Genomic DNA, 26,319 nt, shown 5'->3' on the forward strand with positions numbered 1-26,319 from the left:
TTAGCGGAGTCGGAGGGCCTTCAGGACCTTGAGGCTGCGGGTCATGAACTCCGCGTACTTCTCGTCGTCCATGCCCAGCGAGGGCCCCATCGGCAGCAGCCGCTGCTGGGCGACGGTCTGGGCCTCGGTGTACTTGAGGATGCCCTCGGAGCCGTGGCGGCGGCCGAGGCCGGAGTCCTTCATGCCGCCCATGGGGGCGCCGGCGCTGCCGTAGGCGGGGGCGTAGCCCTCGTTGATGTTCACGGTGCCGGTGCGCAGGCGGGCGGCGACGGCGTGGCCGCGGCGGGAGTCCTTCGTCCAGACGCTGGAGTTCAGGCCGTAGGCCGTCCCGTTGGCCCGGTCGATCACCTCGTCCTCGTCGGTGAAGCGGTAGACGGAGACGACCGGGCCGAAGGTCTCCTCCCCGCACACCGCCATGGGGGCCTCGACGCCTTCGAGGATGGTCGGCTCGTAGAAGAGCGGGCCGATGTCGGGGCGGGCCACGCCGCCCGCGACGAGGGTGGCGCCCTTGGCCACGGCCTCGTCCACGTGCCGCCGTACGGCTTCCATCTGGCGCTCGCCGGCCAGGGAGCCCATCTCCGCGCCGTAGGCGAGGGAGGAGCCCAGGCGCATGGCCTTCGTGCGGGCGGCGAAGCGGGCGATGAACTCGTCGGCGATCGAGTCGTGCACGTACAGGCGCTCGATGGAGATGCAGAGCTGGCCCGCGGAGGAGAAGCAGGCGCGGACGGCGCCGGCGGCGGCCTTCTCCACGTCGGCGTCGCGCAGGACGAGCATGGCGTTCTTGCCGCCGAGTTCGAGGGAGACCCCGACCAGGCGGGCGGCCGCGCCCTGGGCGACCTCTCGGCCGGTACGCGTGGAGCCGGTGAACGAAACGTAGTCGGCGTGGCGGACCACCTCGGGGCCGACGACCGGGCCCTCGCCGAGGACGATCTGGAACACCTCCGCCGGGAGCCCCGCCTCGATCATCAGATCGCGGGCCCACAGGGCCGTGAGCGCGGTCTCCGTGTCGGGCTTCATCACGACGGCGTTGCCCGCGACGAACGCGGGCAGGGCGTCGCCGATGGACAGCTCGAAGGGGTAGTTCCAGGGGGCGATCTGGCCGATGACCCCGCGCGGCTGGCGCAGCTCGGTGACCTTGGTGAGGGTGGGCATGGCGCCCGTGTGGCCCTTGGGGCGCAGGTACGAGGGGGCCCGGCGGCCGTAGTGGCGCGCGGCGACCGTGACGGCCTGGACCTCTTCGTGGGCGTGCAGCCGGGCCTTGCCGGTCTCCAGCTGGATCAGGTCGAGCACCTCGGCCTGGCGCGACAGGACCAGGTCGTGGAAGCGCAGCAGTACGGCGGCGCGCGCGCGGACCGGCACGGCGGCCCAGGCGGGCTGCGCGGCGCGGGCCCGGGCGAAGGCCTCCGCCACCTCCTCGGGGGTGGCCTCGGGGAGGTCCGCGAGCTTGTCGCCCGTGAAGGGGCTGTGGTTGGCGGTGCGGCCGGAGCCGGCCACTCCCCGGGTCAGCCGGGCGACCAGTTCGGGGGTCACCACGTCGGCGGCGCCGCGGGCGCCGGCCGGGGCGGGGGCGACCGGGTTGGTGGGCTGCGGGGCGCTGCGGAGGGCCGGGGCCTGCGTGTCCGTCATGCGGGTGAGCGTATTGCGCCCGGGGGTGCTTTGGGTACCCGCCGGTAACCGGATTTTGCCATTTCCGCCAGTGATCGCTGGCAGGATGGCGGAAACGCGGGGCCGGGGGCCGAGCGGGGCCGCGCGGCCCCGGGCGGACTCAGCCCGCGGACTCAGCCCGCGGACGCCGGCTGCCAGCCTTCGAGCACGGTGTCGAACTGCGCCCGGGTCGTCTGCCAGTCGGCGGCCGGACTCGACATGTACATCGCGTACTCGGTGCCGTCCGGCCCGTAGTACATCTGCTCGATCGCGTGCCGGGGACCGGTGAACGCGCCGGTCTTCTCCGTCCAGCCGAACTCCCACAGGCCGGACTTGACCTGCCCCCGGAACGTGTTCTGGTGCAGGGTCACGCGCACGTAGTCGGAGCGCTTGGCCAGCTGCTTCTCCAGGTCCAGCAGGTGCATGTACGGGTTGTCGAACTCCGGCTTCGGGTTCACGGCGAGCCGGATGAAGTGCTTTCCGCCGTCCGGCGTGTAGTCGATCTGACCGCCGTCCATCCGCCGCGTCCAGCCGTCCGGGACGAAGAGCGAGAAGCCCTCCGGGTCCTCCGCCTTGTGCCAGCCCGCCGGCGGGACCGCTACCTTCTGGCCCTTGGCGTCGTCGGCCCCGGACGACTTGCCGGACGCGCCCGCGCTCTTGGCCGGGCCCGGGCCGGCTCCGTCGGCGCTCGTGCCTCCGGTGTACTTCAGCACCCCGAAGACCCCCGCGCCGCCGAGCAGCGCGGCCACCAGGGCGACGACCGCCGCACGCCGGAGGCGGCCGACGGCGGGGCCGGGCCCGCCCTGGACCTGGGTCTGGCCGTGGCCCGGGCCGTGGCTCTGCCCCTGGCCGTGGCCCTGCCCCTGGCCGTGGCCCTGGGCTCCCGGCCCGGTCCCCGGCGGGTGCGCCTCGGAGGGCAGCGCGGCCGTGTCCGCGGGCTCGTTGCGGACGGAGGCCAGCTCCTCGAAGCCGACCGCGCGCGTGGGCACGTACGCCTGCGCCGCCTTCGGCTCGCGGCCCTCCATCGCCTCCAGCAGCATCTGCTCCACATCGGCGGCCGACGGCCGGTGCGCCGGGTCCTTGCGCAGCAGCGCCGTGATGACCGCGGCGAGCGGGCCCGCGTGGGTCGGGGCCGGCAGCTCGTCGTTCACCACGGCCTGGAGGCTGGAGATGGGCGACGTACGGCGGAACGGCGAACGGGCCTCGACCGCCGTGTACAGCGTCGCGCCGAGCGCCCACAGGTCGGAGGCCGGGTCCGGGGGCCCGCCCGTGACCCGCTCGGGGGCCAGGTAGTCGATGGAGCCGACGAGTTCACCGGTGCGCGTGATGGAGGAGTCGCCCTCGATCGCGGCGATCCCGAAGTCCGTGAGCATCACCCGCCCGTCCTTGGCGAGCATGACGTTGCCGGGCTTCACGTCCCGGTGCAGTACGCCGACCGCGTGCGCGGCCCGCAGGGCGCGCAGCACGTGCAGCCCGATCCGGGCCGCCTCCCGGGGCTCGATCCGCCCGGCCGTCTTCGCCGAGTCCGCGAGGGAGGGGCCGTCGATGTACTCCATGACGATCCACGGCCGGTCGTCGTGTTCCAGCACGTCGTGGACGGTGACCACGGCCGGATGCTGGATCCGGGCCGCGGCCCGGGCCTCCTTCTGCGTCCGGGCGTGCATGACTTCCCGGTCGGCCTGGGCGACGTACAGGCCCGCCGTCAGTTCCTTGACGGCGACGGTCCTGTGCAGCAGCTCGTCGTGCGCACGCCAGACCTTGCCCATGCCGCCCCTGCCGATGGGCTCCACGAGCCGGTACCGGCCCGCGAGCAACGCGCCCGCGCCTGTCTGCTGTTCCACGAATCTCCGCCGCCGCTCTGTGCACTTCCGGTCAGACTACGGAGCGTGCGGTCGCTGCCGGAACCTCTCGGCCGTGGTGCGGCCGCACTGTGACGCAATCGCCGTACTAATGGCTCGTCAGGAGCCCCTCAGCCTCCGGATTTGTAACTGGCCGTCGCCTGCTCGAAGGCCTCCGTAACCTTGCCCTCCTGATCGAGCGGGCCCGTGACCAGGACGATGTGGTACGAACCTCCGAGCGCGACGACGAAGTTGCGGGCCACGACGGAGCGGCCGTTGCCGTCGATCCACGTGTACCGGCCGGTGACGCGGAGCTGGTTGCCGACCTTCGTGGAGCGGATGTCGCTGACGCTGGACCAGGTGGAGGAGCGGTACGGAGCCAGCTCGGACTCCTTGTCCTTCTGGTACGTGGCCGGGTCCGGGTTGCCCTCGACCTTGTCCCGGCCGGGGACGATGGTGAGGGCGAAGTCCCCGTCGATGTAGCGCACCTGTCCGGACTCGTTGATTCCGCGCCGCTCCCAGCCGTTCGGGACGGTGATCTCGAAGTGCTCGGCGTCCTGCTGGGTGGTGTACCCGGCCGGGGCGGGAGCGTTGGTCTGGGCTGCGGGCTTGGACTCGGGCGGGCTGGCGGAGGGCCGGGGCGCACCGGTCCCCGGGCTCGGGCCCTGGCCCTGGCCCTGGCCCTGGCCCGGCGTCCGCCCCGGGCTCTGCCCCGAGGTGGCGGGGGGTTTGACCCCGGCGGCCTTCTGCCCCGCCTGCGGATCGGCGGAGCGGGGCATGAAGAACATGGCGTAGGCCACGGCCCCGGCGAGCAGGACGAGGATCCCGAGCAGCAGGGAACGCCCCAGCGCACGCGGCTTGTGGGGGTGTTCGGCGCTGCGGTGGCGGCCGTGCAGCTCGGCCCGCCGCCGTACGACGGGCAGCCTCGCGGGATCCGGCTCCGGCATCGGGAGCAGCATGGCGAAGCCGGCCTCGGGCTCGGGCGCGGAGCGCACGAGGGAGCGCAGCCAGCCGCGGAGCTCCTCGAAGTCGGGCCGCTCGGTCGGGTCCTGACGCAGCAGGGACTCCACGACGGGCCGCAGCGGGCCGCACTCCTCGGCGAAGGCGGGCGGCTCGGCGCAGACCATCTCCACGAGCTCGGCGACGCTGTCCTCGGGGTACGGGGCGTGGCCCTGCACCGCCCGGTACAGCAGCGCGCCCAGCCCCCAGAGGTCAGTGGCCGGCCCGACGGGTGCGGCCAGCTGCCACGGCCCGTGCACGGCCTGCGCCTGCTCGGGCGACCACCGCTCGGTGACGGCCCCGACCACGGCCATCCGCGTCTGCCGGGCCCGCTCGGCATCGAGCCCGCTCCTGGGCCCGCTGCCCCATCCCCCGGCCTGCGGTGCCGGGGCTTTCACCTGGCCGCCGGCCGGGGCGCTGACCGGAGCCGTGGCCGGGGCGCTGCCGTACCCGTGGGCCTCGTCGGACGGCCGGGGCGGACCGGGGTGCGCGGGATCGGTGGCACCCTCCGGGGCCTCCGCCTGGCGGTAGCCCCGGGGAAGCGCGAGTTGCGCGGGAAGCGCGGGACGGACCGGCGGGGTCGGCGGGGTCGGCGGCTCCGCTTCCGCGGGGGGCAGGGCCCGGTTGCGCGGGGTGGCACCGTGCCAGGCCGCCCCGCTCTCGGGGCCCCCGTACGGGTACGAGTACCCCCGCGGCAGCTTCGACCCCTCCGGCCTCGGCTCCGCCGCGGCCGCCGCGGCCGCCGTGGCCGCCGTGGCCGCCGCGTCGACCTCCGAACCGGCCTCCAGTGCGGGCTGCGCACCGGCCCTGCGCTGCTCGGTGATCCGCGCCGCGGCCTGCGCACCGGCTCGGTACGCGGCGATGGCCCCGGCCCGGGCCGCGGCCTTCGGGTCGGGCCGCTCCCCGGCGGCCCCGGGGCTGATGTGGTCGTTGTACCGCGGCCCGGTGTCGTACCCGGGAGCCACGATGGGCGCGTACTCGGCCCTCCCGCCGCTCTCCGGAACCGCCGCTCCGCCCCCGGTCCCGGAACCGGCGGCGTCCGGCACGGAGCCGTACCCGCCGCCCCCCGGGTCAGCCGTCGGCCCCGCGAGGGAGCCCGTGCCGGCGAAGCCCTCGGAATCCGGCGACGGGACCGGCTCGTACCCGCACAGCGCGTCCTCCGCGGCCCCCGCCGCCAGCCCGGTCAGGACGACCCGGCCGTCCTCGCAGATCAGGACCGTCCGCATGGTGATGTTCCGGTGGGTCCACCCGTGCGCGTGCAGCACCCGCAGCGCGGTCAGCACGTCCGCCGCCACCTCCGCCGCCCGGTACGGGCTCAGCGGTTCGTCGGCGATCAGCGCCGCCAGCGGTCTGGCCGGTACGAGTTCGCTCACTATCCACAGCGACCCGCCCTCCGCGAACACGTCGAAGACCTGGTCCAGCCGGGGATGGTCCGGCACGGACGCCGCCGCCTGCGCCGCCGCGATGGCCCTGCGCACGGCGGGCAGTTCGCCCGAAGCCCGGGCCCGCCGCACCGCGCCCGCGTCGGCCGGACCGCCCCGCGCGCCGTCCAGCAGCTCCGCGTCCACGACCTCCGGCAACGGCACCTGTCGTACGAGGACTTCCTGGCCGCTGCGCGTGTCGAAGGCCCGGGTCTCTATCAGTTCGTACTCGTCGGACGGCGGCACCGGCAGGCGGTAGCGGTCGGCCAGGATCCGGCCCGCGTAGTCCTCCACTTCGCCTCCCCCGAGAGCTGTGGACCCGTCCCCGTGGCCCGGCTGCCACGATACGTCGCCCGGGCCGCTCGCGTCCCGGCCCTGACAAGGCTCGCCCCGAGACAGCCCGGCCCACCTGAGAGACCCCGGGACACCCCGGAGGCCCGTGTCAGCCCAGCGGCTGGAACGTCTCGAACGCCGTCTTACGCATCTGCGCGCACTCCGCGGCGTCCCACTGATCGGCGGCGCAGCTGATCATGATCGCGTAGCCGTGCTTCGCGTCCATCCTGAACCCGCGGTCGAGCACGCGGACCCTCGTGCCCTTCTGGTCCCGCTCGAACTCCCAGTCCGCGACGGTCGGGTAGCCCCGGTAGTCCACCACGTCGACGCGCAGCAGCTTGTAGTTCGGGCTGCTCTTCGCCACGGCCGGGGCCAGCTCCAGCCACGCGGCGCGGGCGTCCTGTCCCGGCTTGTCGGTGAAGTCGACCTGGATGCGCGGGAAACCGCCGTCGCGGCTGTATATCGCGCCGTCGTTGTTGCCGATCGTGTCGGTCTGCTTGAAGCCCTGGGGCATCGCCATCGCGAAGTGCAGTCCCGGCTCCGTCACCATGGCGTACCCGGACGGGAGTGAGCCCCCGGCACCCCCGGGCGTCGTCCCCTGCCCCTGACCACTGCTGGTCGTACCGGTACCGGACCCCGTACCCGTCCCCGTACCAGCGCCGGTCCCCGCGTCCGGGCTCGGCGAGCCCGCACCGCCGTTGGCGCTGGTGCCCGGCTGCCCGGACTTCGGCGAGGGGGTGGGCGCCGGTGACGATCCGGTCGCCGGGCTGGAGGCGGCCGGCTGCTTGCCGCCCTTGCCCTCGTTCTTCGCACCGCCCTTCTCGTCACCGCTGAAGGCGTACGCGATGAGCGACCCGATGACCGCGAGCACGACGACCACGCCGGCTATCGCGAGCGCGATGGTGCGGCGCGGCATGACGTCGGTGAGCGGCGCCGGGACGGGCGCGGGGCGCGGGGCCGGGGGCTCGGCGGCCGTCGCGGCGGTGGCGGTGACGACCGCGGCCGCCTTGCGGGCCGACTTCAGCGCCGCGCGGGCGCGCTCGCGCTGCTCCCGCTCCCGGCGCTCGCGCTCCTTCTTCTCGGCCTTCTCGGCGGCCTTCGCCGCCTTCTCGGCATTCGCCCTCTCCGCGGCCTCCTGGGCCTCGGCGAGCGATATCTGACGGGTTTCCTCGGCGCTCGGCGCCGCTACGGGGGCCGGTGCCTCGGGCGCTTCGATCACGGCGGTGAGCATCGCCCGCGCGCGGGCGTCGTCGAGCCGGTGGGCGGGGTCCTTGACGAGGAGTCCGTAGATGACCTCGGTCAGCGGACCGGCGTTCTTCGGCGGGTCGACCGGCTCGGTCATGACGGCGGTGAGGGTGGCGAGGGCCGAGCCCTTGTCGTACGGGGGCGTCCCCTCGACCGAGGCGTACAGCAGACCGCCGAGCGACCACATGTCGGCCGGCGGACCGGGGCGCTGGCCGCGGGCTCGCTCGGGGGAGATGTACGAGGGCGCGCCGACGAGCATGCCGGTGGAGGTGACGGACGGGTCGCCCTCGACCTGGGCGATGCCGAAGTCGGTGAGGATGACGCGGCCGTTGCCGTGGTCGGCGAGGAGCACGTTGGAGGGCTTCACGTCCCGGTGCAGGATGCCCTGGCGGTGCGCGGCGCGCAGTACGTCGAGGACGGCGAGGCCGACTTCGGCGGCGCGGCGGGGGGTGAGGGGACCGTTCTCCCGGATGAACTCGGCGAGGGAGGGACCCTCGATGAGCTCCATGACGATCCACGGCCGGCCGTCCTCGTCGACGACGTCGTAGACGGTCACTGCTCCACCGCTGCGGATCCGCGCGATGGCCTTGGCCTCGCGCAGGGTGCGGGTGATGAGGCGGCGCTTCTCGTCCTCGTCCACGCCGGTGCCGAAGCGGAGTTCCTTGACGGCGACCGTGCGGCCGAGGGTCTCGTCCTTGGCGCGCCAGACCGTGCCCATGCCGCCCTTGCCGAGGACGTCACTGAGCCGGTAGCGGCCCGCGAGCAGCCGCCCCTCGTCCTGAGCGCCCTGCCCCGCCTTGACCGCGGCCGCCTTGACGGCCGCGGCCACCTCGTCGGCCTTGCTCAGCGCGGCCGGCTTCGCCATCGGAACGCCGGCCCCACCAGCGGGCTTGGCATCCTCGGGCTCCGCCTTCGCGGCCGCCACCTCAGCACCAGCAGGCTTCGCGTCCGCGGGCTTCGCGTCCACGGGCTTCGCGTCCACGGGCTTCGCGTCGGCAGGCTCCGCCGCCACGGGCTTCGCGTCCGCGGGCTCCGCCGCGACGGGTGCCTTCGCGGCCGCGGCCTTCCGCAACTCCGGCTTCGCCGCAGCGGGCTTCGCGTCCTGCGGCTCCGCCGACTCGCTCGGCTCCGCCCGGTCAGCCGGCTCCGCCGGCTCCGTCTCCACGGCCGCCGGCGCGGCCTTGGTCCCGGCCCGGGCCGTGCCGCCGCGCCTCGCGGCGGGGGGCTTCGGGCCCAGAGGCTTCTCGTCCGCGTGATCGGCTGCCGGAGACACCGGCGATCCCGTCCCGACAGACGGCTCCGGCGACTCGGTGTGCTCCGGCTTCGACATGCGTCCCCTCTGCGATCGTGCCGTCTGCTCCGGTTGTCCCGGCAGTGGCCGGGTTCCCCGGTAACCCGCCCCGGCAGAACCCTCATTGTCCCTTACTCCGCAACGGACGGGAGCCCCGGGTCCGTGGTTCCCCCCTCCACATTGCGGAGTTACAACGGGACGATGTCCGGCGCCCCCAGCCTCGCCGCGTCCGCCGTCTGGTCGTCCGGCTGACGCTGCGATTCCCGCTCCGCCTGTACCCGCTTTTCGTAGTGCTCCACTTCCTTCTCGATCTGCTGCTTGTCCCACCCCAGTACGGGAGCCATCAACTCCGCGCACTCCCGCGCCGATCTCGTCCCCCGGTCGAACGTCTCGATCGAGATCCGCGTCCGCCGCGTCAGCACGTCGTCGAGGTGGCGCGCGCCCTCGTGCGAGGCCGCGTAGACCACTTCGGCACGGAGGTAGTCGTCGGCGCCCGTCAGCGGCTCCCCCAGCGACGCGTCCGCCGCGATCAGCGACAGCAGTTCCTCCGTCAGCGATCCGTACCGGTTCAACAGGTGCTCCACCCGCACCACGTGGAGCCCCGTCCGCGCCGCGATCCGCGCCCGCCCGTTCCAGAGCGCCCGGTACCCCTCCGCGCCGACCAGCGGCACGTCCTCCGTCACGCATTCCGCGACCCGCTGGTCCAGGCCGTGCACGGCCTCGTCCACCGCGTCCTTGGCCATCACCCGGTACGTCGTGTACTTGCCGCCCGCGACCACCACCAGCCCCGGCACCGGATGTGCCACCGTGTGCTCGCGCGAGAGCTTGCTCGTCGCGTCCGACTCCCCGGCCAGCAGCGGCCGCAGGCCGGCGTAGACCCCCTGGACGTCGTCCCGGGTGAGCGGCACCGCCAGCACCGAGTTCACGTGCTCCAGCAGGTAGTCGATGTCGGCGCTCGACGCCGCCGGGTGCGCCTTGTCCAGGTCCCAGTCGGTGTCCGTGGTGCCCACGATCCAGTGCCGGCCCCACGGGATGACGAACAGCACGGACTTCTCCGTCCGCAGGATCAACCCGGTCGAGGAGTGGATCCGGTCCTTCGGGACGACCAGGTGGATGCCCTTCGACGCCCGTACGTGGAACTGCCCGCGCTCCCCGATCAACGCCTGGGTGTCGTCCGTCCACACCCCCGTCGCATTGACGATCTGCTTCGCGCGGATCTCGTACTCCCCGCCGCCCTCCACGTCCTGCACCCGCGCGCCGACGACCCGCTCGCCCTCGCGCAGGAAGCCGACGACCCTCGCCCGGTTGGCGCACTGCGCCCCGTACACGGCGGCCGTCCGCACCAGCGTCGCCACGTACCGCGCGTCGTCCATCTGGGCGTCGTAGTACTGCAGGGCTCCGACCAGCGCGTCCTTGCGCAGCGCCGGGGCGATCCGCAGGGCGCGCCTGCGCGAGAGGTGGCGGTGCGTCGGCAGCCCGCGCCCGTGGCCGCTGGAGAGCGACATGGCGTCGTACAGGGCGACCCCGGAGCCGGCGTAGAACCGCTCCCAGCCCTTGTGCTGCAAGGGGTAGAGGAACGGCACCGGCTTCACCAGGTGCGGGGCGAGGCGCCCCAGCAGCAGGCCGCGCTCCTTCAGTGCCTCCCGCACGAGGCCGAAGTCGAGCATCTCCAGGTATCTGAGCCCACCGTGGATGAGCTTGCTGGAGCGGCTGGACGTGCCCGAGGCCCAGTCCCGCGCCTCCACCAGCCCGGTCGCCAGCCCCCGGGTCACGGCGTCGAGGGCGGTACCGGCCCCCACCACGCCCGCGCCGACCACCAGTACGTCCAGCTCCCGCTCGGCCATCGCGGCGAGCGCCTCGGCGCGCTGGGCCGGCCCCAGCACCCCTGCGCCAGTGCCTGTCCCTGTCCCTGTCCCTGTCGTGCTCACAGCCGCCTGCCTCCCGTTGCTCGGGCCGCCCTGCCCGCCCGATGGGGTCATCCCACCCGTTGTGGGTGATCCCGCTCACATCGCCCGTTCACGATTCTGACCGTCCGCATCCACATCAGCCACCGCCCGTGGATAACACGACGGCGACCACCACCCTGGAATGCGACATATCTGTCATATATACGCCTAGTCTGACATTGCGCCAGCTCTCCTCCTCCACAGGACTTGCGCGCTCCGCCCCCTCATGCATGTCAGGGAAGGGAAGGGACGGCACCCCCATGCCCGCAGATCTCGCCGTCATCGGACTCGGCCATCTCGGTCTCCCGCTCGCCCAGGCAGCCGTGGCCGCCGGGATCGAGACGGTCGGCTACGACAGCGGTCCGGCGACGGACTCCACCCTCACCGCCGCCGAGATCCGCCGCATGTCGGCGGCCGGCTTCCGGGTCACCACCAACCCCGTAGAGCTCGGCCGGGTCCGCACCGCCGTCATCTGCGCCCCCACCCAGCTCGGCGCGGACCGGGCACTCGACCTCTCCGCGGTCGGCGAGGCGGGCCGTACGCTCGCCGCCCGGCTGCGCCCCCACACCACCGTGATCCTCGAATCGGCCGCCCATCCGGGCGTCACCGAGGAGTACCTTCGCCCGATCCTCGAATCGGGCTCCCGGCTGCGCGCCGGCCGGGACTTCCACCTGGCCTACTCCCCCAGCCGCCTCGACCCGGGCAACCGCACGCACGGCATCTCCAACACCCCCAAGGTCATCGGCGGCCTCACTCCCGCCTGCACCGAGTCGGCGCACGCCTTCTACGCCCGCCTCACCGACAAGGTGGTCCGCGCCCGCGGCCTGCGCGAGGCCGAGACCGTACAGCTCCTCGAAACCAACTACCGGCACGTCAACATCGCCCTCATGAACGAGATGGCGGTCCTCTGCCACGACCTCGGCGTGGACCTGTGGGACGTGATCCGGTGCGCCGAGACCAAGCCGTACGGGTTCCAGGCCTTCCGCCCCGGCCCCGGGGTCGGCGGCCACGGCGTCCCCCTCGACCCCAACTACCTCCCCCACACCACCCGCACCCCGGGCCACCCGCTGCGGATGGTCGGCCTGGCGCAGGAGATCAACAACCGGATGCCGCAGTACGTCATCCAGCGCAGCGCCACCCTGCTGAACGAGCACGGGAAGTCCGCCCGCGGGGCCCGGGTCCTCCTGCTGGGCGTCACGTACAAGCCGGACCTCGCCGACCAGGAGGGCTCCCCGGCCCGCGAGATCGCCAGCCGCCTCCTCGACCTCGGGGCGCTGATCAGCTACCACGATCCGTACATCGGCGGATGGCGCGTCAGGGACCAGCCCGTCCCCCGCGCCGAATCGCTGTACGAGGCCGCGGCCAACGCCGATCTGACGATCCTGCTCCAGCACCACCGCACGTACGACCTTCAAGGGCTGGCGGTGAAGGCGCAGTTGCTGCTGGACACCCGCGGCGCCAGCCCGCCGGGCGCCGCACACCGGCTGTAGCCCACCGCCAGCACGGCCGCCACCACGGCCGCCACCAAGGCCCGCGACGGCCGAAATCCCCTCCTTCGACGTCTCAGGCGGCTGCTAGCCTGCGGCGACTTATCTCGCGCATACGTCCCGTGCACAGACATGCGATTTTCCCGTGCGCCCGAAAATCCCTGGGGGGGATTTCTCCATGAGCCAGATCCAGCCGCCCGCGCCCGACGCCGCGACGCCCGCGCCCGCACCCGCGCCCGACGCCGTACCGGCGCCCCCGGTCGCGGCCGGCTTCCCGGCCCAGAGCGGCGCCTCGTTCCTGGCCCCGGCCCCGGCCCCGGCCCCGGCCCCGGCCCGCACCGGCAACGTGGCCCTCGGCATCGTCGCCGCGCTCGTCGCCGCCCTGGCCGCCGCCGCGGCGTACGGCGGCATCATGAACGCCCTGGAACGGCAGTTCAGCTACGCCGCGGTCGGCGTCGGCCTGATCGTCGGCTTCGCCGCCGCCAAGGTCGGTGGCCGCAACCCTGTCCTGCCCGTGGTCGCCGCCGTGTTCTCGCTCGGCTCCGTCTACCTCGGCCAGCTGTTCTTCGTCGCGCTCTTCGTCGCCAAGTCGGCCCACACCGGCCTGGGCGACGTCATCGACACCCTGGGCGTCAGCGGCATCAACGACGCCTGGCAGCAAGGCGCCGAAATCGTCGACTACGCCTTCCTCGCCGTCAGCGGCGTCGTCGCGTTCAGCCTCGTCAGGAAGCTCAACGACTGAGGCAGTCCGCCGCTCCCCCGCCCCGGCGGCCGAGCCCGTAACACCGGGCCGGCCCGCCACCGCGAGATCGCCCTGGCCAAGGGCTGAGGGACGTCACGATGACCACCGAAACGCGCCCCGAGTACGAGTCCGGGTCCGGGTCCGGGTCCGCCACCGATACGAGCGCGGACGCGCACGGCACCGTCACCACCACGGTGAACGGCATCCGCACCGTCCTCGCCCCCCGCCCCGGCCCCCTCACCGCCGGGCTGATCTTCCGTGTCGGCCGCGCCGACGAGACCCTCGCCACCAGCGGCATCACCCGCCTCGTCGAGCGCCTCGCCCTGGACCGCCTCGGGCCGGGCGACCCGCCCGACGACGGCGCCCCCGTGCCCGCCTCCACCTTCACCCGCTTCCAGATCACCGGCACCCCCGCCGAAGTCGTGGCCCACCTGAACGGCATCTGCGCCTCTCTGCGCGACCTGCGGACGCAGCGGCTGGAGACCGTGAAGGAGATCCTGCGCGCCGAGGCGGCCGAGCGGGCCCCCGGCCCCGCCGGCCGCTCCGCCCAGTGGCGCTACGGTTCCCGCGGCTTCGGCCTCACCGGCTACGCCGCGACCGGGCTCCCGCACCTCACCGGCGAGCAGGTGCGCGACTGGGCCCGTACCCGGTTCACGGCCGGGAACGCCGTCCTGTGGATCACCGCCGGCTCCGTCCCCGAAGGCCCTGAAGGCCTCGAAGGCCTCGAAGGCCTCGAAGGCCTCGACCTCACCCTCCCCGCCGGTGACCTCCGCCCCGTGCCCGCCGCCGCCTCGGCCCTGCCCGCCCTGCCCGCCCGCTTCGGCGGCGACGACGGCTCCGTGGTGCTGACCTCCGTACTGCCGCGCTCCACCGCCGCGCGCCTGTTCACGGAGGTCCTCGGCAGGGAGCTGCTGCGGGAACTGCGTCAGGAGAACGGGTACGCCTACGCCGTGACGGCCGGCTACTCCCCGCGCGACGCCGACTCCGCGACCGTCGTCGCCCGTGCCGAAGGGCTCCCGCAGCACCAGGACGCGATGGCCGGCGCCTTCGTGGACGCCCTCGCGAAGCTGCGGGACACCAGGATCGAGCCCTCCGCCCTGGAGGCCGTACGGGCATCCGCGCTCGCGCGGCTCGACACCCCCGGGCTCGCCGCGGCCCGGCTCCCCGCTCGGGCCATGGACCTGCTGCTGCGCCGCCGCCACCGCACCCTCGCCGAGGAGCGGGCCGAGATCGAGGCGGTCACCGTAGCCGCCCTGCACGAGGCCGCGCGGGCCCTGTGGGCCGGCGCCCTGGTCCGGGCGCCCCGCGGGAGCCTGGACGACGGGGCGGGGCTGGCGTCCGCGCCCACCGGATCCGAGGAGGCCGTCTCCGGGCGGGCGTACCCGGCCGTGGCGGAGACCGGCGCGACCCTCACCGTCGCCGACGACGGGGTCACGCTGACCACGGCGCGGAGCCGGATCACCGTCCGCTACGCCGAGTGCTCGCTGATGCAGGTCTACCCGGACGGAGGCCGCCACCTGGTCGGCCACGACGGGTTCACCCTCACTATCGACCCGTCCAGGTTCGGGATCGCCCCGGCCGACCTGGCCCCGCTCGACGCGGCCGTCCCGCCCTCCGCGGTCCTCGCGATGCCGCCCCGCACCCCGCGCCCCGGCGCCCCGCGGACCCCCGCCCCGCAGCCCCCGCCCCGACCCGACACGTGGTTCACCGTCCTCCTGTGGGTGCTCGGCGTCCCCGGGATCGTCACCGGCGCCTCGGTGCTCCTCCTCGCCATCACCATGGGCGACGCACACTCGAAGATCGCCCCGGACAACGCCCGGTTCCTCTTCAAGTGGCTGATCGTCGCGGGCATCTCCCTGATCCCCTGGACCATCTGCCTCAACCGCCGCCTGAAGGGCAAGAACTGACCGCGACGCGGCGGGGGGGGGGGGGGGGGGCCGGCGGCGGCGGGCGGCCGCCGGCCGGGGGGCCCGCGGGGGGCGGGCGGCGGGCGGGCCGCGGGGGGGCCCGGCCGGCGCCCCCCCCCCCCCCCCCCCCCCCCCCCCCCCCGCCCCCCCCCCCCCCCGCGCGGGGGCGGGGGGGGCCCCCCCCCCGGGGGGGCCCCCCCCCCCCTCCGGCGTGCGTGCGTGAGAACGGTCAGCGGCTGTGCTGCGAGTCCGCGATCGTGACCTCGACCCGCTGGAACTCCTTGAGCTCGCTGTAGCCGGTGGTGGCCATCGAGCGGCGCAGCGCGCCGAAGAGGTTCATCGAGCCGTCCGGGGTGTGCGACGGGCCGGTGAGGATCTCCTCGGTGGTGCCGACCGTACCGAGGTCGACCTTCTTGCCGCGCGGCACGTCCTCGTGGACGGCCTCCATGCCCCAGTGGTTGCCCTTGCCGGGCGCGTCGGTGGCACGGGCCAGCGGGGAGCCCATCATCACGGCGTCGGCGCCACAGGCGACGGCCTTCGGGATGTCGCCGGACCAGCCCACGCCGCCGTCGGCGATGACGTGCACGTAGCGGCCGCCGGACTCGTCCATGTAGTCGCGGCGGGCCGCGGCCACGTCCGCGACGGCGGTGGCCATCGGGACCTGGATGCCGAGCACGTTGCGCGTGGTGTGCGCGGCGCCGCCGCCGAAGCCGACCAGGACACCGGCCGCGCCGGTGCGCATCAGGTGCAGGGCCGCGGTGTAGGTGGCGCAGCCGCCCACGATGACCGGGACGTCGAGCTCGTAGATGAACTGCTTGAGGTTCAGCGGCTCGGCGGCGCCGGAGACGTGCTCCGCCGACACGGTGGTGCCGCGGATCACGAAGATGTCCACGCCCGCGTCGACGACGGCCTTGGAGAACTCGGCCGTGCGCTGCGGGGAGAGCGCGGCGGCGGTGACGACGCCCGAGTCGCGCACCTCCTTGATCCGCTGCCGGATCAGGTCCGCCTGGATGGGAGCGGAGTAGATCTCCTGGAGACGGCGGGTGGCGGACGCCTCGTCCAGCTCCGCGATCTCGTCGAGCAGCGGCTGCGGGTCCTCGTACCGGGTCCACAGGCCTTCGAGGTTCAGCACGCCGAGGCCGCCGAGCTCGCCGATGCGGATGGCGGTCTGCGGGGAGACGACCGAGTCCATGGGAGCGGCCAGGAACGGGAGCTCGAAGCGGTAGGCGTCGATCTGCCAGGCGATCGAGACCTCCTTCGGGTCCCGGGTCCGGCGGCTGGGGACGATGGCGATGTCATCGAACGCGTACGCCCGGCGGCCGCGCTTGCCGCGCCCGATCTCGATCTCAGTCACGTGTGGTGGCCTTTCCTCTGGGTCTGCCCGTCCAGTATCCCCGAACCCCGGGGGCTCGCGTTCCGGTGACCGCTGTACGGACGACTGCGGCACCTCGTTGGGCCGGGCACGCCGGAGGGGCGGACCCGTGCGGGCCCGCCCCTCCGGTACTGCTCCGATCAGCCCTTGCGGGAGTAGTTCGGTGCCTCGACCGTCATCTGGATGTCGTGCGGGTGGCTCTCCTTGAGCCCCGCCGACGTGATGCGGACGAAGCGGCCGCGGTCCTGGAGCTCGGGAACCGTGCGGCCGCCGACGTAGAACATCGACTGGCGCAGGCCGCCGACGAGCTGGTGCACGACCGCGGAGAGCGGGCCGCGGTACGGGACCTGGCCCTCGATGCCCTCGGGGATGAGCTTGTCGTCGCCGCCCACGCCCTCCTGGAAGTAGCGGTCCTTGGAGAAGGACTTGCGGTCGCCGCGGGACTGCATCGCGCCGAGCGAGCCCATGCCGCGGTACGACTTGAACTGCTTGCCGTTGATGAAGAGCAGCTCGCCCGGGGACTCCTCGCAGCCCGCGAGCAGCGAGCCGAGCATCACCGTGTCGGCGCCCGCCACGAGGGCCTTCGCGATGTCGCCGGAGTACTGGAGGCCGCCGTCGCCGATGACCGGGACACCGGCCGCCTTGGCGGCGAGCGCGGCTTCGTAGATCGCGGTGACCTGCGGGACGCCGATGCCGGCGACGACGCGGGTGGTGCAGATCGAGCCGGGGCCGACGCCGACCTTGATGCCGTCGCAGCCGGCGTCGATGAGCGCCTGGGCGCCGTCGCGGGTGGCGATGTTGCCGCCGATGACGTCGACCGTCGAGTTCGACTTGATCTTGGAGACCATGTCGCCGACGAGGCGGGAGTGGCCGTGGGCGGTGTCGACGACGATGAAGTCGGCGCCCGCCTCGATCAGGGCCTGGGCACGGTCGTACGCGTCGCCCGCGACGCCGACGGCGGCGCCGACGAGCAGCCGGCCGTCCTTGTCCTTGGCGGCGTTCGGGTACTTCTCGGCCTTGACGAAGTCCTTGACCGTGATGAGGCCCTTGAGGATGCCGGCCTCGTCGACGAGCGGCAGCTTCTCGATCTTGTGGCGGCGCAGCAGCTCCATGGCGTCCACGCCGGTGATGCCGACCTTGCCCGTGACCAGCGGCATCGGGGTCATGACCTCGCGCACCTGGCGGCTGCGGTCCGACTCGAAGGCCATGTCGCGGTTGGTGACGATGCCGAGCAGCTTGCCGGCCGGGTCGGTGACCGGGACGCCGGAGATGCGGAACTTCGCGCAGAGCTCGTCGGCCTCGCGCAGCGTCGCGTCCGGGTGCACCGTGATCGGGTCGGTGACCATGCCGGACTCGGAGCGCTTGACCAGGTCGACCTGGTTGGCCTGGTCGGCGATGGAGAGGTTGCGGTGCAGGACGCCGACGCCGCCCTGGCGGGCCATCGCGATGGCCATCCGGGCCTCGGTGACCTTGTCCATGGCGGCGGAGAGCAGCGGGACGTTCACCCGGACGTTGCGGGAGATCAGGGAGGAGGTGTCGATCGCGTCCGGCGACATGTCCGAGGCGCCGGGCAGCAGCAGCACGTCGTCATACGTGAGGCCGAGTGTGGCGAATTTGTCGGGCACTCCGTCGGCGTTCACAGTCATGACACCTTCCCATATGGTCTTGCTCAGCGCGGATGTCCATGCTAACGGGATCCCGACGCGTCTCATTCCACGACCAAGGTCAAGCCCAAGGTTCGTCGTTTCCTACGACAAGATACGCCGCAAGAACTGACGAACCGGGCGACAAGGCGCTGATCGTTCCGCGGCCCGGCCCACTGCTCGATTGCCCGGTCTACTGCTCTGCGAGCGCGCGGAGGCGGCTGAGCGCCCGGTGCTGGGCCACTCGTACCGCTCCGGGGGACATGCCGAGCATCTGCCCGGTCTCTTCGGCGGTCAGCCCGACGGCGACGCGCAGCACGAGGAGCTCGCGCTGGTTCTCCGGAAGGTTGGCCAGCAGCTTCTTGGCCCAGGCGGCGTCGCTGCTCAGCAGCGCGCGCTCCTCCGGGCCCAGCGAGTCGTCGGGACGCTCCGGCATCTCGTCGGAGGGCACGGCCGTGCTGCCGGGGTGCCGCATGGCGGCCCGCTGCAGATCGGCGACCTTGTGCGCGGCGATGGCGAAGACGAAGGCCTCGAAGGGACGGCCGGTGTCGCGGTAGCGCGGCAGGGCCATCAGGACGGCGACGCAGACTTCCTGGGCCAGGTCCTCCACGAAGTGACGAGCGTCACCAGGAAGCCGCGAGAGCCGGGTGCGGCAATAGCGGATGGCCAGGGGGTGCACGAAGGCCAGGAGGTCGTGCGTGGCCTGCTCGTCACCCTCGACCGCACGGCGCACGAGCGCGGTGACGGTGCCGTCACCGCCGCCTCTGGCGGCCCCGGTGGGACCGGTGGCCGCGGGGGATCCCTGGGCCTCGTCGTCGCGCATCGATCCATGGTGCCTTGGCGCCGGAGTATTCGCGGCACTGCGGCCCGTGTTGTGCGCCGAAGCGTTATGCGGGGTGGATGCACCGGAACTCATGCTCTGGCCCTCCCCTCCCGCTCGGCCGAATCGTCCCCGAGGCGACATCTCCAAGGATGCGCCACACCCTCAAGCATGCGGCATCGCGCACGAAGCGGCGTCCCTCGGATTGTGCCCCGCCAATCCCGGGTTCGCACCAGGGTTCGGCGGGACGGGAGGCGGGAGTTTCGCGACCCGGGCGGGCCGGGCGGCCCGGCCGCGGCGCCGCCGGCCGGTGAGGGCCGGCGGTCGTGCGGTCAGCGGACCAGGCCCCAGCGGAATCCGAGGGCCACGGCGTGCGCCCGGTCCGAGGCGCCCAGCTTCTTGAACAGCCGGCGGGCGTGCGTCTTGACCGTGTCCTCGGAGAGGAAGAGCTCGCGCCCGATCTCCGCGTTGGACCGGCCGTGGCTCATGCCCTCCAGCACCTGGATCTCGCGCGCGGTGAGCGTGGGCGCGGCGCCCATCTCGGCCGAGCGGAGCCGGCGCGGGGCCAGCCTCCAGGTCGGGTCGGCGAGGGCCTGGGTGACCGTGGCCCGCAGTTCGGCGCGCGAGGCGTCCTTGTGCAGGTAGCCCCGGGCCCCGGCGGCGACCGCGAGGGCCACGCCGTCCAGGTCTTCGGCGACCGTCAGCATGATGATGCGGGCGCCGGGGTCGGCCGAGAGCAGCCGGCGAACCGTCTCCACACCGCCGAGCCCGGGCATCCGTACATCCATCAGAATCAGATCGGAACGGTCGGCACCCCAGCGGCGGAGGACTTCCTCGCCGTTGGCAGCCGTCGTCACACGCTCGACGCCGGGCACGGTGGCAACCGCGCGACGGAGCGCCTCTCGGGCAAGCGGGGAGTCGTCGCAGACGAGGACGGATGTCATGACCGCCCTCCGCAGCTGCTGATGCGCGTCACCTTGAGCCTCCAGGCTGGTACGTATCGTCACCTGTGCGGTCGATGCTCCCGGACACCTGTCCGAGAACTTCTTGGTTCAACCGCCTTCGCACTCTCAACGATGGTCACTCGAAAGAGTTACGGGTCGGACGGACACCTTCGGCACTCTACGTGAGGAAGCGAACACGAGGCGGGCACCACTCGCCGCGTGTCCTCCAGATGACGGTATGCCCTATTTGGCGGCTTTCCTTCCGTTTGGCGCATGTCTGAGGCTAGATTCCCAATGAGTCATATTTACATCTACTACGACAGTAGGTGTGGAGACATGGACCGTATCCGCCTCAGTACCGGCACCAAGAGGACTACCAATGGCAGATTTCTCCCGCCTCCCCGGACCGAACGCCGACCTCTGGGACTGGCAGCTGCTGGCTGCCTGCCGCGGGGTCGACAGCTCCCTCTTCTTCCACCCGGAAGGCGAGCGGGGCGCGGCCAGGAGCGCGCGCGAGGCCTCGGCTAAAGAGGTCTGCATGCGATGCCCGGTGCGTTCGGAATGCGCCGCGCACGCACTAGCCGTCCGCGAGCCCTACGGGGTGTGGGGCGGCTTGACCGAGGACGAACGCGAAGAGCTGATGGGCCGTGCACGCCATCGTCTGATCCCCGCGACGACCGCCATCCCGACCGCGATCGGGCCGATCGCTCCGCACTGAGCGGGTCACGCGAAACGCCCGAAGTAACGTTTCCTTCCACCCCGCGGCACGCCCAGGCGTGCCGCGGGGCGGCCCGCCTTCAGCGCCGCGCGGCACGCTCCAGCTCGGCCAGGGTCGCGGCCACCGCCGGCACCCGGGCCAGGTCGGGCAGGGTCAGCGCCACGACCTCCCGCTCGACGGCCGGTTCCACGACGAGCGTGCTCACGCCCTTGGCCCGTACGGACTCCACCGCGAGCTCCGGCAGCACCGCGACCCCGAGCCCGGCCCCGACCAGGCCGACCACGGCCGGATAGTCGTCGGTGGCGAAATCGATGCGCGGGGTGAATCCGACGCCCTCGCACACCTCCACCAGATGGCGGCGGCAGCGCGGACAGCCCGCGATCCAGGGCTCGTCGGCCAGCTCCGCCATGCCCACCCGCCCGGCGCCCGCCAGCCGGTGCCCGTCCGGGACCAGTCCGATGAGCCGGTCGGTCAGCAGCGGCCGGACCACGAGGTCCTCCCATTCGGCCGCCGATCCCGCGGCCTGGCCGTAGCGGAAGGCCAGCGCGAGATCGCAGTCGCCCTCGCGCAGCATCTCGACCGAGCGCGGCGGCTCGGCCTCCACCAGCGAGATCCGGGTACCCGGGTGCGCTGCGCGCATCGCCGCCAGCGCGGTGGGCACCAGTGTGGAGCTGCCGCTCGGGAAGGAGACGAGCCGGACCCGGCCCGCGCGCAGTCCGGCGATGGCCGCGACCTCCTCCTCGGCGGCGGTCAGCCCGGCGAGGATGCCGGCGGCATGCCGGACCAGCGCCTCACCGGCTTGGGTGAGGCGCATTTCGCGCCCGGTGCGGATCAGCAGCGGGGTGCCCGCGGACTGTTCCAGCGCCTTCATCTGCTGGGAGACGGCCGGCTGGGTGCAGCCGAGCTCGCGGGCGGCGGCGGAGAAGGACCCGGTTCCGGCGACAGCGCGCAGAACTCGGAGATGACGTGCCTCGATCACCCTTCGAGCATAAGGGCTACTTTGACGACGGAGCGAATAACCTCGTGACGCTTTGAGACGCTTGGGCTAGCGTGAGTCCATGCATCTCATCTCCGTGAACCTCGGCCGCGCGACGGCCGTCGACTACACCGACACGGAGGGCGGGCTGACCGGCCACGGAAAGCTCCCCGCCCCCGGCCCCGTACGGGTCTTCGCGCCGGGCCCCAAGGGCGTCGCGGCGAGCGGGGTCGAGGGGGACGCCGTCTGCGACCTGCGCCATCACGGCGGCGACCACCAGGCGGTGTACGCGTACGCCCGCGAGGACCTGGACTGGTGGGAGCGCGAGCTCGACCGCGAGCTGCCCGGCGGGATCTTCGCCGAGAACTTCACCACCTCCGGTGTCGACGTGAACGGCGCGCTGCTCGGCGAACGCTGGCGGGTCGGCTCCGGCCTGGTCCTGGAAGTGGCCTCGGCCCGCATCCCGTGCCGGACCTTCCAGGGGGCGCTCGGCGAGAGGTCCTGGGTCAAGCGGTTCACCCAGGAGGCCCGGCCGGGCGCGTACCTGCGGGTGATCGAGGAGGGCTCGGTCTCCCCCGGCGACTCCATCGAGGTGCTGTACCGCCCGGACCACGAGGTGACGGTGGAGTTCTGGTTCCGCGCCTTCACCACCGAGCGGGCGCTCCTGCCGCGCGTCCTGGCGGCGGGTGACGCACTGGAGCCCTCGGCGCGGGACAAGGCCCTGGCCCATGCGCGGGAACAGGGGCCGCGGACCGGAATCGGCCCCGCGGGCGGCTAGGTTGCCCGTATGACGACTGCGTTGATTACGGGATCCACGGCGGGCATCGGCGCCGCCTTCGCCCGGCGGCTCGCCGCCCAGGGACACAACCTCGTCCTGGTGGCCCGGGACAAGAAACGGCTCGGCGAGCAGGCCACCGAACTGCACGACCGGCACGGCATCGAGGCCGAGGTGCTGGTCGCCGACCTCTCCACCGAGGAGGGCATCGGCACCGTCGAGAAACGGCTCGGCGACCGCAAGCACCCGGTGGACCTGCTGGTCAACAACGCGGGCTTCGGCAACAAGGGCCGCTACCTCGAAGTGTCCATGGCCGACGAGCTGACCATGCTGAAGGTCCACGTCGAGGCCGTGCTGCGGCTGACCTCGGCGGCGACGGAGCCGATGCGCTCGCGCGGACGCGGCGGCGTGATCAACGTGGCTTCGGTGGCCGCCTTCCTGCCGCGCGGCACCTACGGGGCGAGCAAGGCCTGGGTCGTGCAGTTCACCCAGGGCGCGGCGAAGGACCTGACAGGTTCGGGCGTACGACTGATGGCGCTGTGCCCCGGCTTCGTGCGGACCGAGTTCCACGAGCGCGCCGGCATGGGCACGGACAACATCCCCGGCTGGATGTGGCTCGACGCCGACAAGCTGGTGGCCGCGGCCCTGGCCGACCTGGCGCGGGGCAAGACCGTGTCGATCCCGGACCCCCGGTACAAGGCGCTGATGGGCGTGGTGAAGCTGACGCCCCGCGGGCTGCTGGGCGGGGTCTCCTCGCGCACGGGCCGTAAGTACGGGCCTCAGTGACCCGGCTGCGGCGACCTGCCGGTAAACGCGGCATATGGGTGGATTCTCCCTAAACTGGATGTGTCCATCCAGCATGGGAGGCGACGCGATGACATTCGTACAAGTAATCGATTACGAAACCACGCGGTTCGACGAGATGAACGCCCTCATCGACCGCTGGGCCGAGCAGGCGAGCGGTCGGCGCACGGTCACCCACACGATGATCGGCAGGGACCGCGACTCCAAGAACCACTACGTCGACCTGGTCGAATTCCCCTCGTACGAAGAGGCCATGAGGAACTCCCACCTGCCGGAGACGGACAGGATGTTCCAGGAGATGGTGGCCCTGTGCGAGGGCATGCCGAAGTTCATGAACCTCGAAGTCGTCCGCGACGAGTACCTCAACAAGCTCGTCGTGAACCGGATGTTCGAAGAGGTCACGGGCAAGGGCAACTTCGACGTCATCGAGGAGTGCGTAGCGGCCGACTACGTCACCCACGACATGATGCAGAGCGGGGACACGGGCAACGGCCGGGAGGGCCTGCGCAAGACCGTCGGAATGTGGCGGGACGCCTTCGACTTCACCTTCGACATGACCCGCCAGGTCGCCGAAGGGGACTGCGTCACCACGCTCTGGGACTGGAGGGGCACCCACAAGGGCGAGTTCATGGGGGTCGCACCGACAGGCAAGGAAGTCAGCATGTCGGGCTGTACGACCTGTCGCATCTCGAACGGCCAGATCGCCGAGGACTGGTGGTACTACGACGCCCCGGGCCTGATGCGCCAGATGGGGATGACGATGGGGATGTAGCACCCCGTCGCCCATGCCCCAGGGAACGGGAAAAGCCCCGGCCGCCGAAGGCGACCGGGGCTTTTCCGGGGCTTTGTTCAACCCACCTCTGACGAGGTCAGTGGCTGTGGCCGTGACCGTGGCCGTGACCGGCGTCGGCCTCGTCGTCAGCCGGCTTCTCGACGACCAGGGTCTCGGTCGTGAGCAGCAGGGAGGCGATGGAAGCGGCGTTCTCCAGCGCGGAGCGGGTGACCTTGACCGGGTCGATGACGCCGGCCTTGACCAGGTCGCCGTACTCGCCGGTGGCGGCGTTGAAGCCCTGGCCCTTGTCGAGCTCGGCAACCTTCGCCGTGATGACGTAGCCCTCCAGGCCCGCGTTCTCGGCGATCCAGCGCAGCGGCTCGACGGCGGCGCGGCGCACGACCGCGACACCGGTGGCCTCGTCGCCGGTCAGGCCGAGGTTGCCCTCCAGGACCTTGACGGCGTGGACGAGCGCGGAGCCACCGCCGGAGACGATGCCCTCCTCGACCGCGGCGCGGGTCGCCGAGATGGCGTCCTCGAGACGGTGCTTGCGCTCCTTGAGCTCCACCTCGGTGGCGGCGCCGACCTTGATGACGCAGACGCCGCCGGCGAGCTTCGCCAGGCGCTCCTGCAGCTTCTCGCGGTCCCAGTCCGAGTCGGTGGACTCGATCTCGGCCTTGATCTGGTTGACGCGGCCGAGGACTTCCTCGGAGCTGCCGCCACCGTCGACGATGGTGGTGCCGTCCTTGGTGATGGTCACGCGGCGCGCGGAACCGAGTACGTCCAGACCGGCCTGGTCGAGCTTGAGGCCGACCTCCTCGGCGATGACGGTGGCACCGGTGAGGGTGGCCATGTCCTGGAGCATCGCCTTGCGACGGTCACCGAAGCCGGGCGCCTTGACGGCGACGGCGTTGAAGGTGCCACGGATCTTGTTGACGACGAGGGTGGAGAGCGCCTCGCCCTCGACGTCCTCGGCGATGATCAGCAGCGGCTTGGAGGCACCGGACTGGATGACCTTCTCCAGCAGCGGCAGGAGGTCCTGGATGGAGGAGATCTTGCCCTGGTTGATCAGGATGTACGGGTCGTCGAGGACGGCCTCCATACGCTCCTGGTCGGAGACCATGTACGGGGAGAGGTAGCCCTTGTCGAAGGCCATGCCCTCGGTGAACTCGAGCTCCACGCCGAAGGCGTTGGACTCCTCGACGGTGATGACACCGTCCTTGCCGACCTTGTCCATCGCCTCGGCGATGAGCTCGCCGATCTGGGCGTCCTGCGCGGAGAGCGAGGCCACGGCGGCGATGTCGGACTTGTCCTCGATCGGGCGGGCGGTCGCGAGGAGCTCCTCGGACACGGCCTTGACCGCGAGGTCGATGCCCTTCTTGAGGGCGGCCGGGGAGGCACCCGCGGCGACGTTGCGCAGACCCTCGCGGACCAGCGCCTGGGCCAGCACGGTGGCGGTGGTGGTGCCGTCACCCGCAACATCGTTGGTCTTGGTCGCCACCTCCTTCACGAGCTGCGCGCCCAGGTTCTCGTACGGGTCGTCCAGCTCGACCTCGCGGGCGATGGTGACACCGTCGTTGGTGATGGTGGGAGCGCCGAACTTCTTGTCGATGACGACGTTGCGGCCCTTGGGGCCGATCGTCACCTTGACCGTGTCGGCCAGCTTGTTGACGCCGCGCTCAAGGGCGCGACGGGCGTCCTCGTCAAACTTAAGAATCTTCGGCATGGGAGCGGTTCAGCCCTCTCGTTGCGATCCTCGGCCGCTCACCGCGACCGCCTTACCCAGAACGAACTACGCCCCTCGCCGCCCGGCATCAGCAGGGGTGACCAGGGGCGTAGCTCAAAGCAAAACTGGAGAAGTGATTACTTCTCGACGATCGCGAGCACGTCGCGGGCCGAGAGGACGAGGTACTCCTCGCCGTTGTACTTCACTTCGGTGCCGCCGTACTTGGAGTACAGGACGACGTCGCCGACGGTGACGTCCAGCGGGAGACGCTGGCCGTCCTCGAAGCGACCCGGGCCCACGGCAAGGACGACGCCCTCCTGGGGCTTCTCCTTCGCGGTGTCCGGGATGACCAGGCCAGAGGCCGTGGTCTGCTCGGCGTCGAGCGGCTGGACCACAATGCGGTCCTCGAGCGGCTTGATGGCAACCTTGGAGCTGGTGGTCGTCACGATCTGACCTCCCCCTTCGGAGATCCGGGGTTAACTGTCTGAGGTGGCGACCAGGTCGATCCGTCGTCGCGGGAGCCGGACCTGCCTGTCGCTGTGTTGGCACTCACCAGGGGCGAGTGCCAGACGCGAGACTATTCCGGCGATTAGCACTCGGTCAAGCGGAGTGCCAATACGCGCCGCTGGTTTCGCCGCCCGGGCCACCTGCGGGCGCCCCGGAACCCACCCCCTCGGCTTACCCCCGAGCCCCGTCCCGGGGGCTGCGCCCCGGGCCCCCGTCCTGGGGCTGCGCCCCAGACCCCCCGCCTCGAACGCCGACGGGGCTGGAATGAGGCGGCCCGGGCTCGCCCGGACCCGGCGGCCGCGCGCGGCCCACTGCCGGGGCTGCGCCCCGGGCCCCCGTGGGCTGCGCCCCGGGCCCCGCGCCTCAAACTCCCCCGCCGGGCGGAATCCAGCCCCGCCGGCGTTTGAGG

Annotated in this window: 19 protein-coding genes; 7 read left to right on the plus strand and 12 right to left on the minus strand. The window is 72.5% G+C overall.

What is annotated here, in order from left to right; genetic code table 11:
• The 5 genes from ACFXDJ_RS22535 to ACFXDJ_RS22555 form a co-directional block, all read right to left on the minus strand.
• Nucleotides 1-1,626: a succinic semialdehyde dehydrogenase gene (locus ACFXDJ_RS22535; RefSeq protein WP_384653177.1), complete on the minus strand. Its 1,626-nt coding sequence runs from the start codon at nucleotides 1,624-1,626 to the stop codon at nucleotides 1-3.
• A gap of 152 nt (nucleotides 1,627-1,778) precedes the next feature.
• Nucleotides 1,779-3,485 (minus strand): serine/threonine-protein kinase, encoded by a 1,707-nt coding sequence (locus ACFXDJ_RS22540; protein ID WP_384653175.1) that lies wholly within the window; start codon nucleotides 3,483-3,485, stop codon nucleotides 1,779-1,781.
• 128 nt (nucleotides 3,486-3,613) lie between these two features.
• Nucleotides 3,614-6,196 (minus strand): protein kinase, encoded by a 2,583-nt coding sequence (locus tag ACFXDJ_RS22545; protein ID WP_384850070.1) that lies wholly within the window; start codon nucleotides 6,194-6,196, stop codon nucleotides 3,614-3,616.
• A gap of 148 nt (nucleotides 6,197-6,344) precedes the next feature.
• Nucleotides 6,345-8,753, minus strand: a complete 2,409-nt coding sequence (locus tag ACFXDJ_RS22550; protein ID WP_384850073.1) for a protein kinase — start codon at nucleotides 8,751-8,753, stop codon at nucleotides 6,345-6,347.
• A 206-nt stretch (nucleotides 8,754-8,959) separates the two neighbouring features.
• Nucleotides 8,960-10,615 carry a glycerol-3-phosphate dehydrogenase/oxidase gene (locus ACFXDJ_RS22555; RefSeq protein WP_384653201.1) on the minus strand — a complete coding sequence of 552 codons (1,656 nt, stop codon included), beginning with the start codon at nucleotides 10,613-10,615 and terminating at the stop codon, nucleotides 8,960-8,962.
• A gap of 362 nt (nucleotides 10,616-10,977) precedes the next feature.
• Here ACFXDJ_RS22555 and ACFXDJ_RS22560 point away from each other — a divergent pair, with 362 nt between their 5' ends.
• The 3 genes from ACFXDJ_RS22560 to ACFXDJ_RS22570 all read left to right on the plus strand — a co-directional run bounded on the left by ACFXDJ_RS22560 (nucleotide 10,978) and on the right by ACFXDJ_RS22570 (nucleotide 14,853).
• Entirely contained in the window at nucleotides 10,978-12,207 is a 1,230-nt protein-coding gene (locus ACFXDJ_RS22560; RefSeq protein ID WP_384653170.1) for a nucleotide sugar dehydrogenase, read from the plus strand.
• Between the two features lie 175 nt (nucleotides 12,208-12,382).
• Nucleotides 12,383-12,946, plus strand: coding sequence for a hypothetical protein (locus ACFXDJ_RS22565; RefSeq protein WP_384850076.1), 564 nt, complete (start codon nucleotides 12,383-12,385; stop codon nucleotides 12,944-12,946).
• A 98-nt stretch (nucleotides 12,947-13,044) separates the two neighbouring features.
• Entirely contained in the window at nucleotides 13,045-14,853 is a 1,809-nt protein-coding gene (locus ACFXDJ_RS22570) for an insulinase family protein (protein WP_384850079.1), read from the plus strand.
• Nucleotides 14,854-15,082: 229 nt separating this feature from the next.
• Here the strand turns inward: ACFXDJ_RS22570 and ACFXDJ_RS22575 are convergent, their stop codons facing one another.
• From ACFXDJ_RS22575 to ACFXDJ_RS22590, 4 genes are all read right to left on the minus strand, one after another.
• A complete protein-coding gene (locus ACFXDJ_RS22575; protein ID WP_384660347.1) occupies nucleotides 15,083-16,207 on the minus strand; it encodes a GuaB3 family IMP dehydrogenase-related protein in 1,125 nt (374 codons plus the stop codon).
• A 158-nt stretch (nucleotides 16,208-16,365) separates the two neighbouring features.
• Complete coding sequence (gene guaB / locus ACFXDJ_RS22580) at nucleotides 16,366-17,871, minus strand: IMP dehydrogenase (RefSeq protein WP_384660350.1); 1,506 nt, start codon at nucleotides 17,869-17,871, stop codon at nucleotides 16,366-16,368.
• 190 nt (nucleotides 17,872-18,061) lie between these two features.
• Complete coding sequence (locus tag ACFXDJ_RS22585) at nucleotides 18,062-18,691, minus strand: sigma-70 family RNA polymerase sigma factor (RefSeq protein WP_384660353.1); 630 nt, start codon at nucleotides 18,689-18,691, stop codon at nucleotides 18,062-18,064.
• Between the two features lie 329 nt (nucleotides 18,692-19,020).
• Complete coding sequence (locus tag ACFXDJ_RS22590) at nucleotides 19,021-19,632, minus strand: response regulator transcription factor (RefSeq protein ID WP_003948568.1); 612 nt, start codon at nucleotides 19,630-19,632, stop codon at nucleotides 19,021-19,023.
• Between the two features lie 379 nt (nucleotides 19,633-20,011).
• Between ACFXDJ_RS22590 and ACFXDJ_RS22595 the strand changes: the two genes are divergently transcribed.
• Complete coding sequence (locus ACFXDJ_RS22595) at nucleotides 20,012-20,350, plus strand: WhiB family transcriptional regulator (protein WP_330298116.1); 339 nt, start codon at nucleotides 20,012-20,014, stop codon at nucleotides 20,348-20,350.
• 79 nt (nucleotides 20,351-20,429) lie between these two features.
• Here ACFXDJ_RS22595 and ACFXDJ_RS22600 read toward each other — a convergent pair whose 3' ends face one another.
• Nucleotides 20,430-21,329, minus strand: a complete 900-nt coding sequence (locus ACFXDJ_RS22600) for a LysR family transcriptional regulator (protein WP_384660356.1) — start codon at nucleotides 21,327-21,329, stop codon at nucleotides 20,430-20,432.
• Between the two features lie 79 nt (nucleotides 21,330-21,408).
• Here ACFXDJ_RS22600 and ACFXDJ_RS22605 point away from each other — a divergent pair, with 79 nt between their 5' ends.
• The 3 genes from ACFXDJ_RS22605 to ACFXDJ_RS22615 all read left to right on the plus strand — a co-directional run bounded on the left by ACFXDJ_RS22605 (nucleotide 21,409) and on the right by ACFXDJ_RS22615 (nucleotide 23,677).
• Entirely contained in the window at nucleotides 21,409-22,104 is a 696-nt protein-coding gene (locus ACFXDJ_RS22605; protein ID WP_384660359.1) for an MOSC domain-containing protein, read from the plus strand.
• Between the two features lie 9 nt (nucleotides 22,105-22,113).
• Nucleotides 22,114-22,887: an SDR family NAD(P)-dependent oxidoreductase gene (locus ACFXDJ_RS22610; RefSeq protein ID WP_384850083.1), complete on the plus strand. Its 774-nt coding sequence runs from the start codon at nucleotides 22,114-22,116 to the stop codon at nucleotides 22,885-22,887.
• A gap of 88 nt (nucleotides 22,888-22,975) precedes the next feature.
• Nucleotides 22,976-23,677, plus strand: coding sequence for an ester cyclase (locus ACFXDJ_RS22615; protein WP_384660364.1), 702 nt, complete (start codon nucleotides 22,976-22,978; stop codon nucleotides 23,675-23,677).
• A gap of 97 nt (nucleotides 23,678-23,774) precedes the next feature.
• Here the strand turns inward: ACFXDJ_RS22615 and groL are convergent, their stop codons facing one another.
• Together groL and groES are read right to left on the minus strand one after the other, a co-directional pair.
• Complete coding sequence (gene groL / locus ACFXDJ_RS22620; RefSeq protein ID WP_384660367.1) at nucleotides 23,775-25,403, minus strand: chaperonin GroEL; 1,629 nt, start codon at nucleotides 25,401-25,403, stop codon at nucleotides 23,775-23,777.
• Between the two features lie 137 nt (nucleotides 25,404-25,540).
• Nucleotides 25,541-25,849 (minus strand): co-chaperone GroES, encoded by a 309-nt coding sequence (gene groES / locus ACFXDJ_RS22625; protein WP_008739621.1) that lies wholly within the window; start codon nucleotides 25,847-25,849, stop codon nucleotides 25,541-25,543.
• Nucleotides 25,850-26,319: the final 470 nt, after the last annotated feature.

Source organism: Streptomyces sp. NPDC059443 (assembly GCF_042750105.1).
GTDB lineage: Bacteria > Actinomycetota > Actinomycetes > Streptomycetales > Streptomycetaceae > Streptomyces.

What these genes read in the sequence shown, in the direction of transcription:
- ACFXDJ_RS22590 (WP_003948568.1), bottom strand. Translation starts at nt 19,632, where the DNA reads ATGACATCCGTCCTCGTCTGCGACGACTCCCCGCTTGCCCGAGAGGCG.
- ACFXDJ_RS22610 (WP_384850083.1), top strand. Translation starts at nt 22,114, where the DNA reads ATGACGACTGCGTTGATTACGGGATCCACGGCGGGCATCGGCGCCGCC.
- ACFXDJ_RS22560 (WP_384653170.1), top strand. Translation starts at nt 10,978, where the DNA reads ATGCCCGCAGATCTCGCCGTCATCGGACTCGGCCATCTCGGTCTCCCG.
- ACFXDJ_RS22595 (WP_330298116.1), top strand. Translation starts at nt 20,012, where the DNA reads ATGGCAGATTTCTCCCGCCTCCCCGGACCGAACGCCGACCTCTGGGAC.
- ACFXDJ_RS22585 (WP_384660353.1), bottom strand. Translation starts at nt 18,691, where the DNA reads ATGCGCGACGACGAGGCCCAGGGATCCCCCGCGGCCACCGGTCCCACC.
- guaB (WP_384660350.1), bottom strand. Translation starts at nt 17,871, where the DNA reads ATGACTGTGAACGCCGACGGAGTGCCCGACAAATTCGCCACACTCGGC.
- ACFXDJ_RS22555 (WP_384653201.1), bottom strand. Translation starts at nt 10,615, where the DNA reads ATGGCCGAGCGGGAGCTGGACGTACTGGTGGTCGGCGCGGGCGTGGTG.
- ACFXDJ_RS22615 (WP_384660364.1), top strand. Translation starts at nt 22,976, where the DNA reads ATGACATTCGTACAAGTAATCGATTACGAAACCACGCGGTTCGACGAG.
- ACFXDJ_RS22565 (WP_384850076.1), top strand. Translation starts at nt 12,383, where the DNA reads ATGAGCCAGATCCAGCCGCCCGCGCCCGACGCCGCGACGCCCGCGCCC.
- groL (WP_384660367.1), bottom strand. Translation starts at nt 25,403, where the DNA reads ATGCCGAAGATTCTTAAGTTTGACGAGGACGCCCGTCGCGCCCTTGAG.
- ACFXDJ_RS22605 (WP_384660359.1), top strand. Translation starts at nt 21,409, where the DNA reads ATGCATCTCATCTCCGTGAACCTCGGCCGCGCGACGGCCGTCGACTAC.
- ACFXDJ_RS22535 (WP_384653177.1), bottom strand. Translation starts at nt 1,626, where the DNA reads ATGACGGACACGCAGGCCCCGGCCCTCCGCAGCGCCCCGCAGCCCACC.
- ACFXDJ_RS22570 (WP_384850079.1), top strand. Translation starts at nt 13,045, where the DNA reads ATGACCACCGAAACGCGCCCCGAGTACGAGTCCGGGTCCGGGTCCGGG.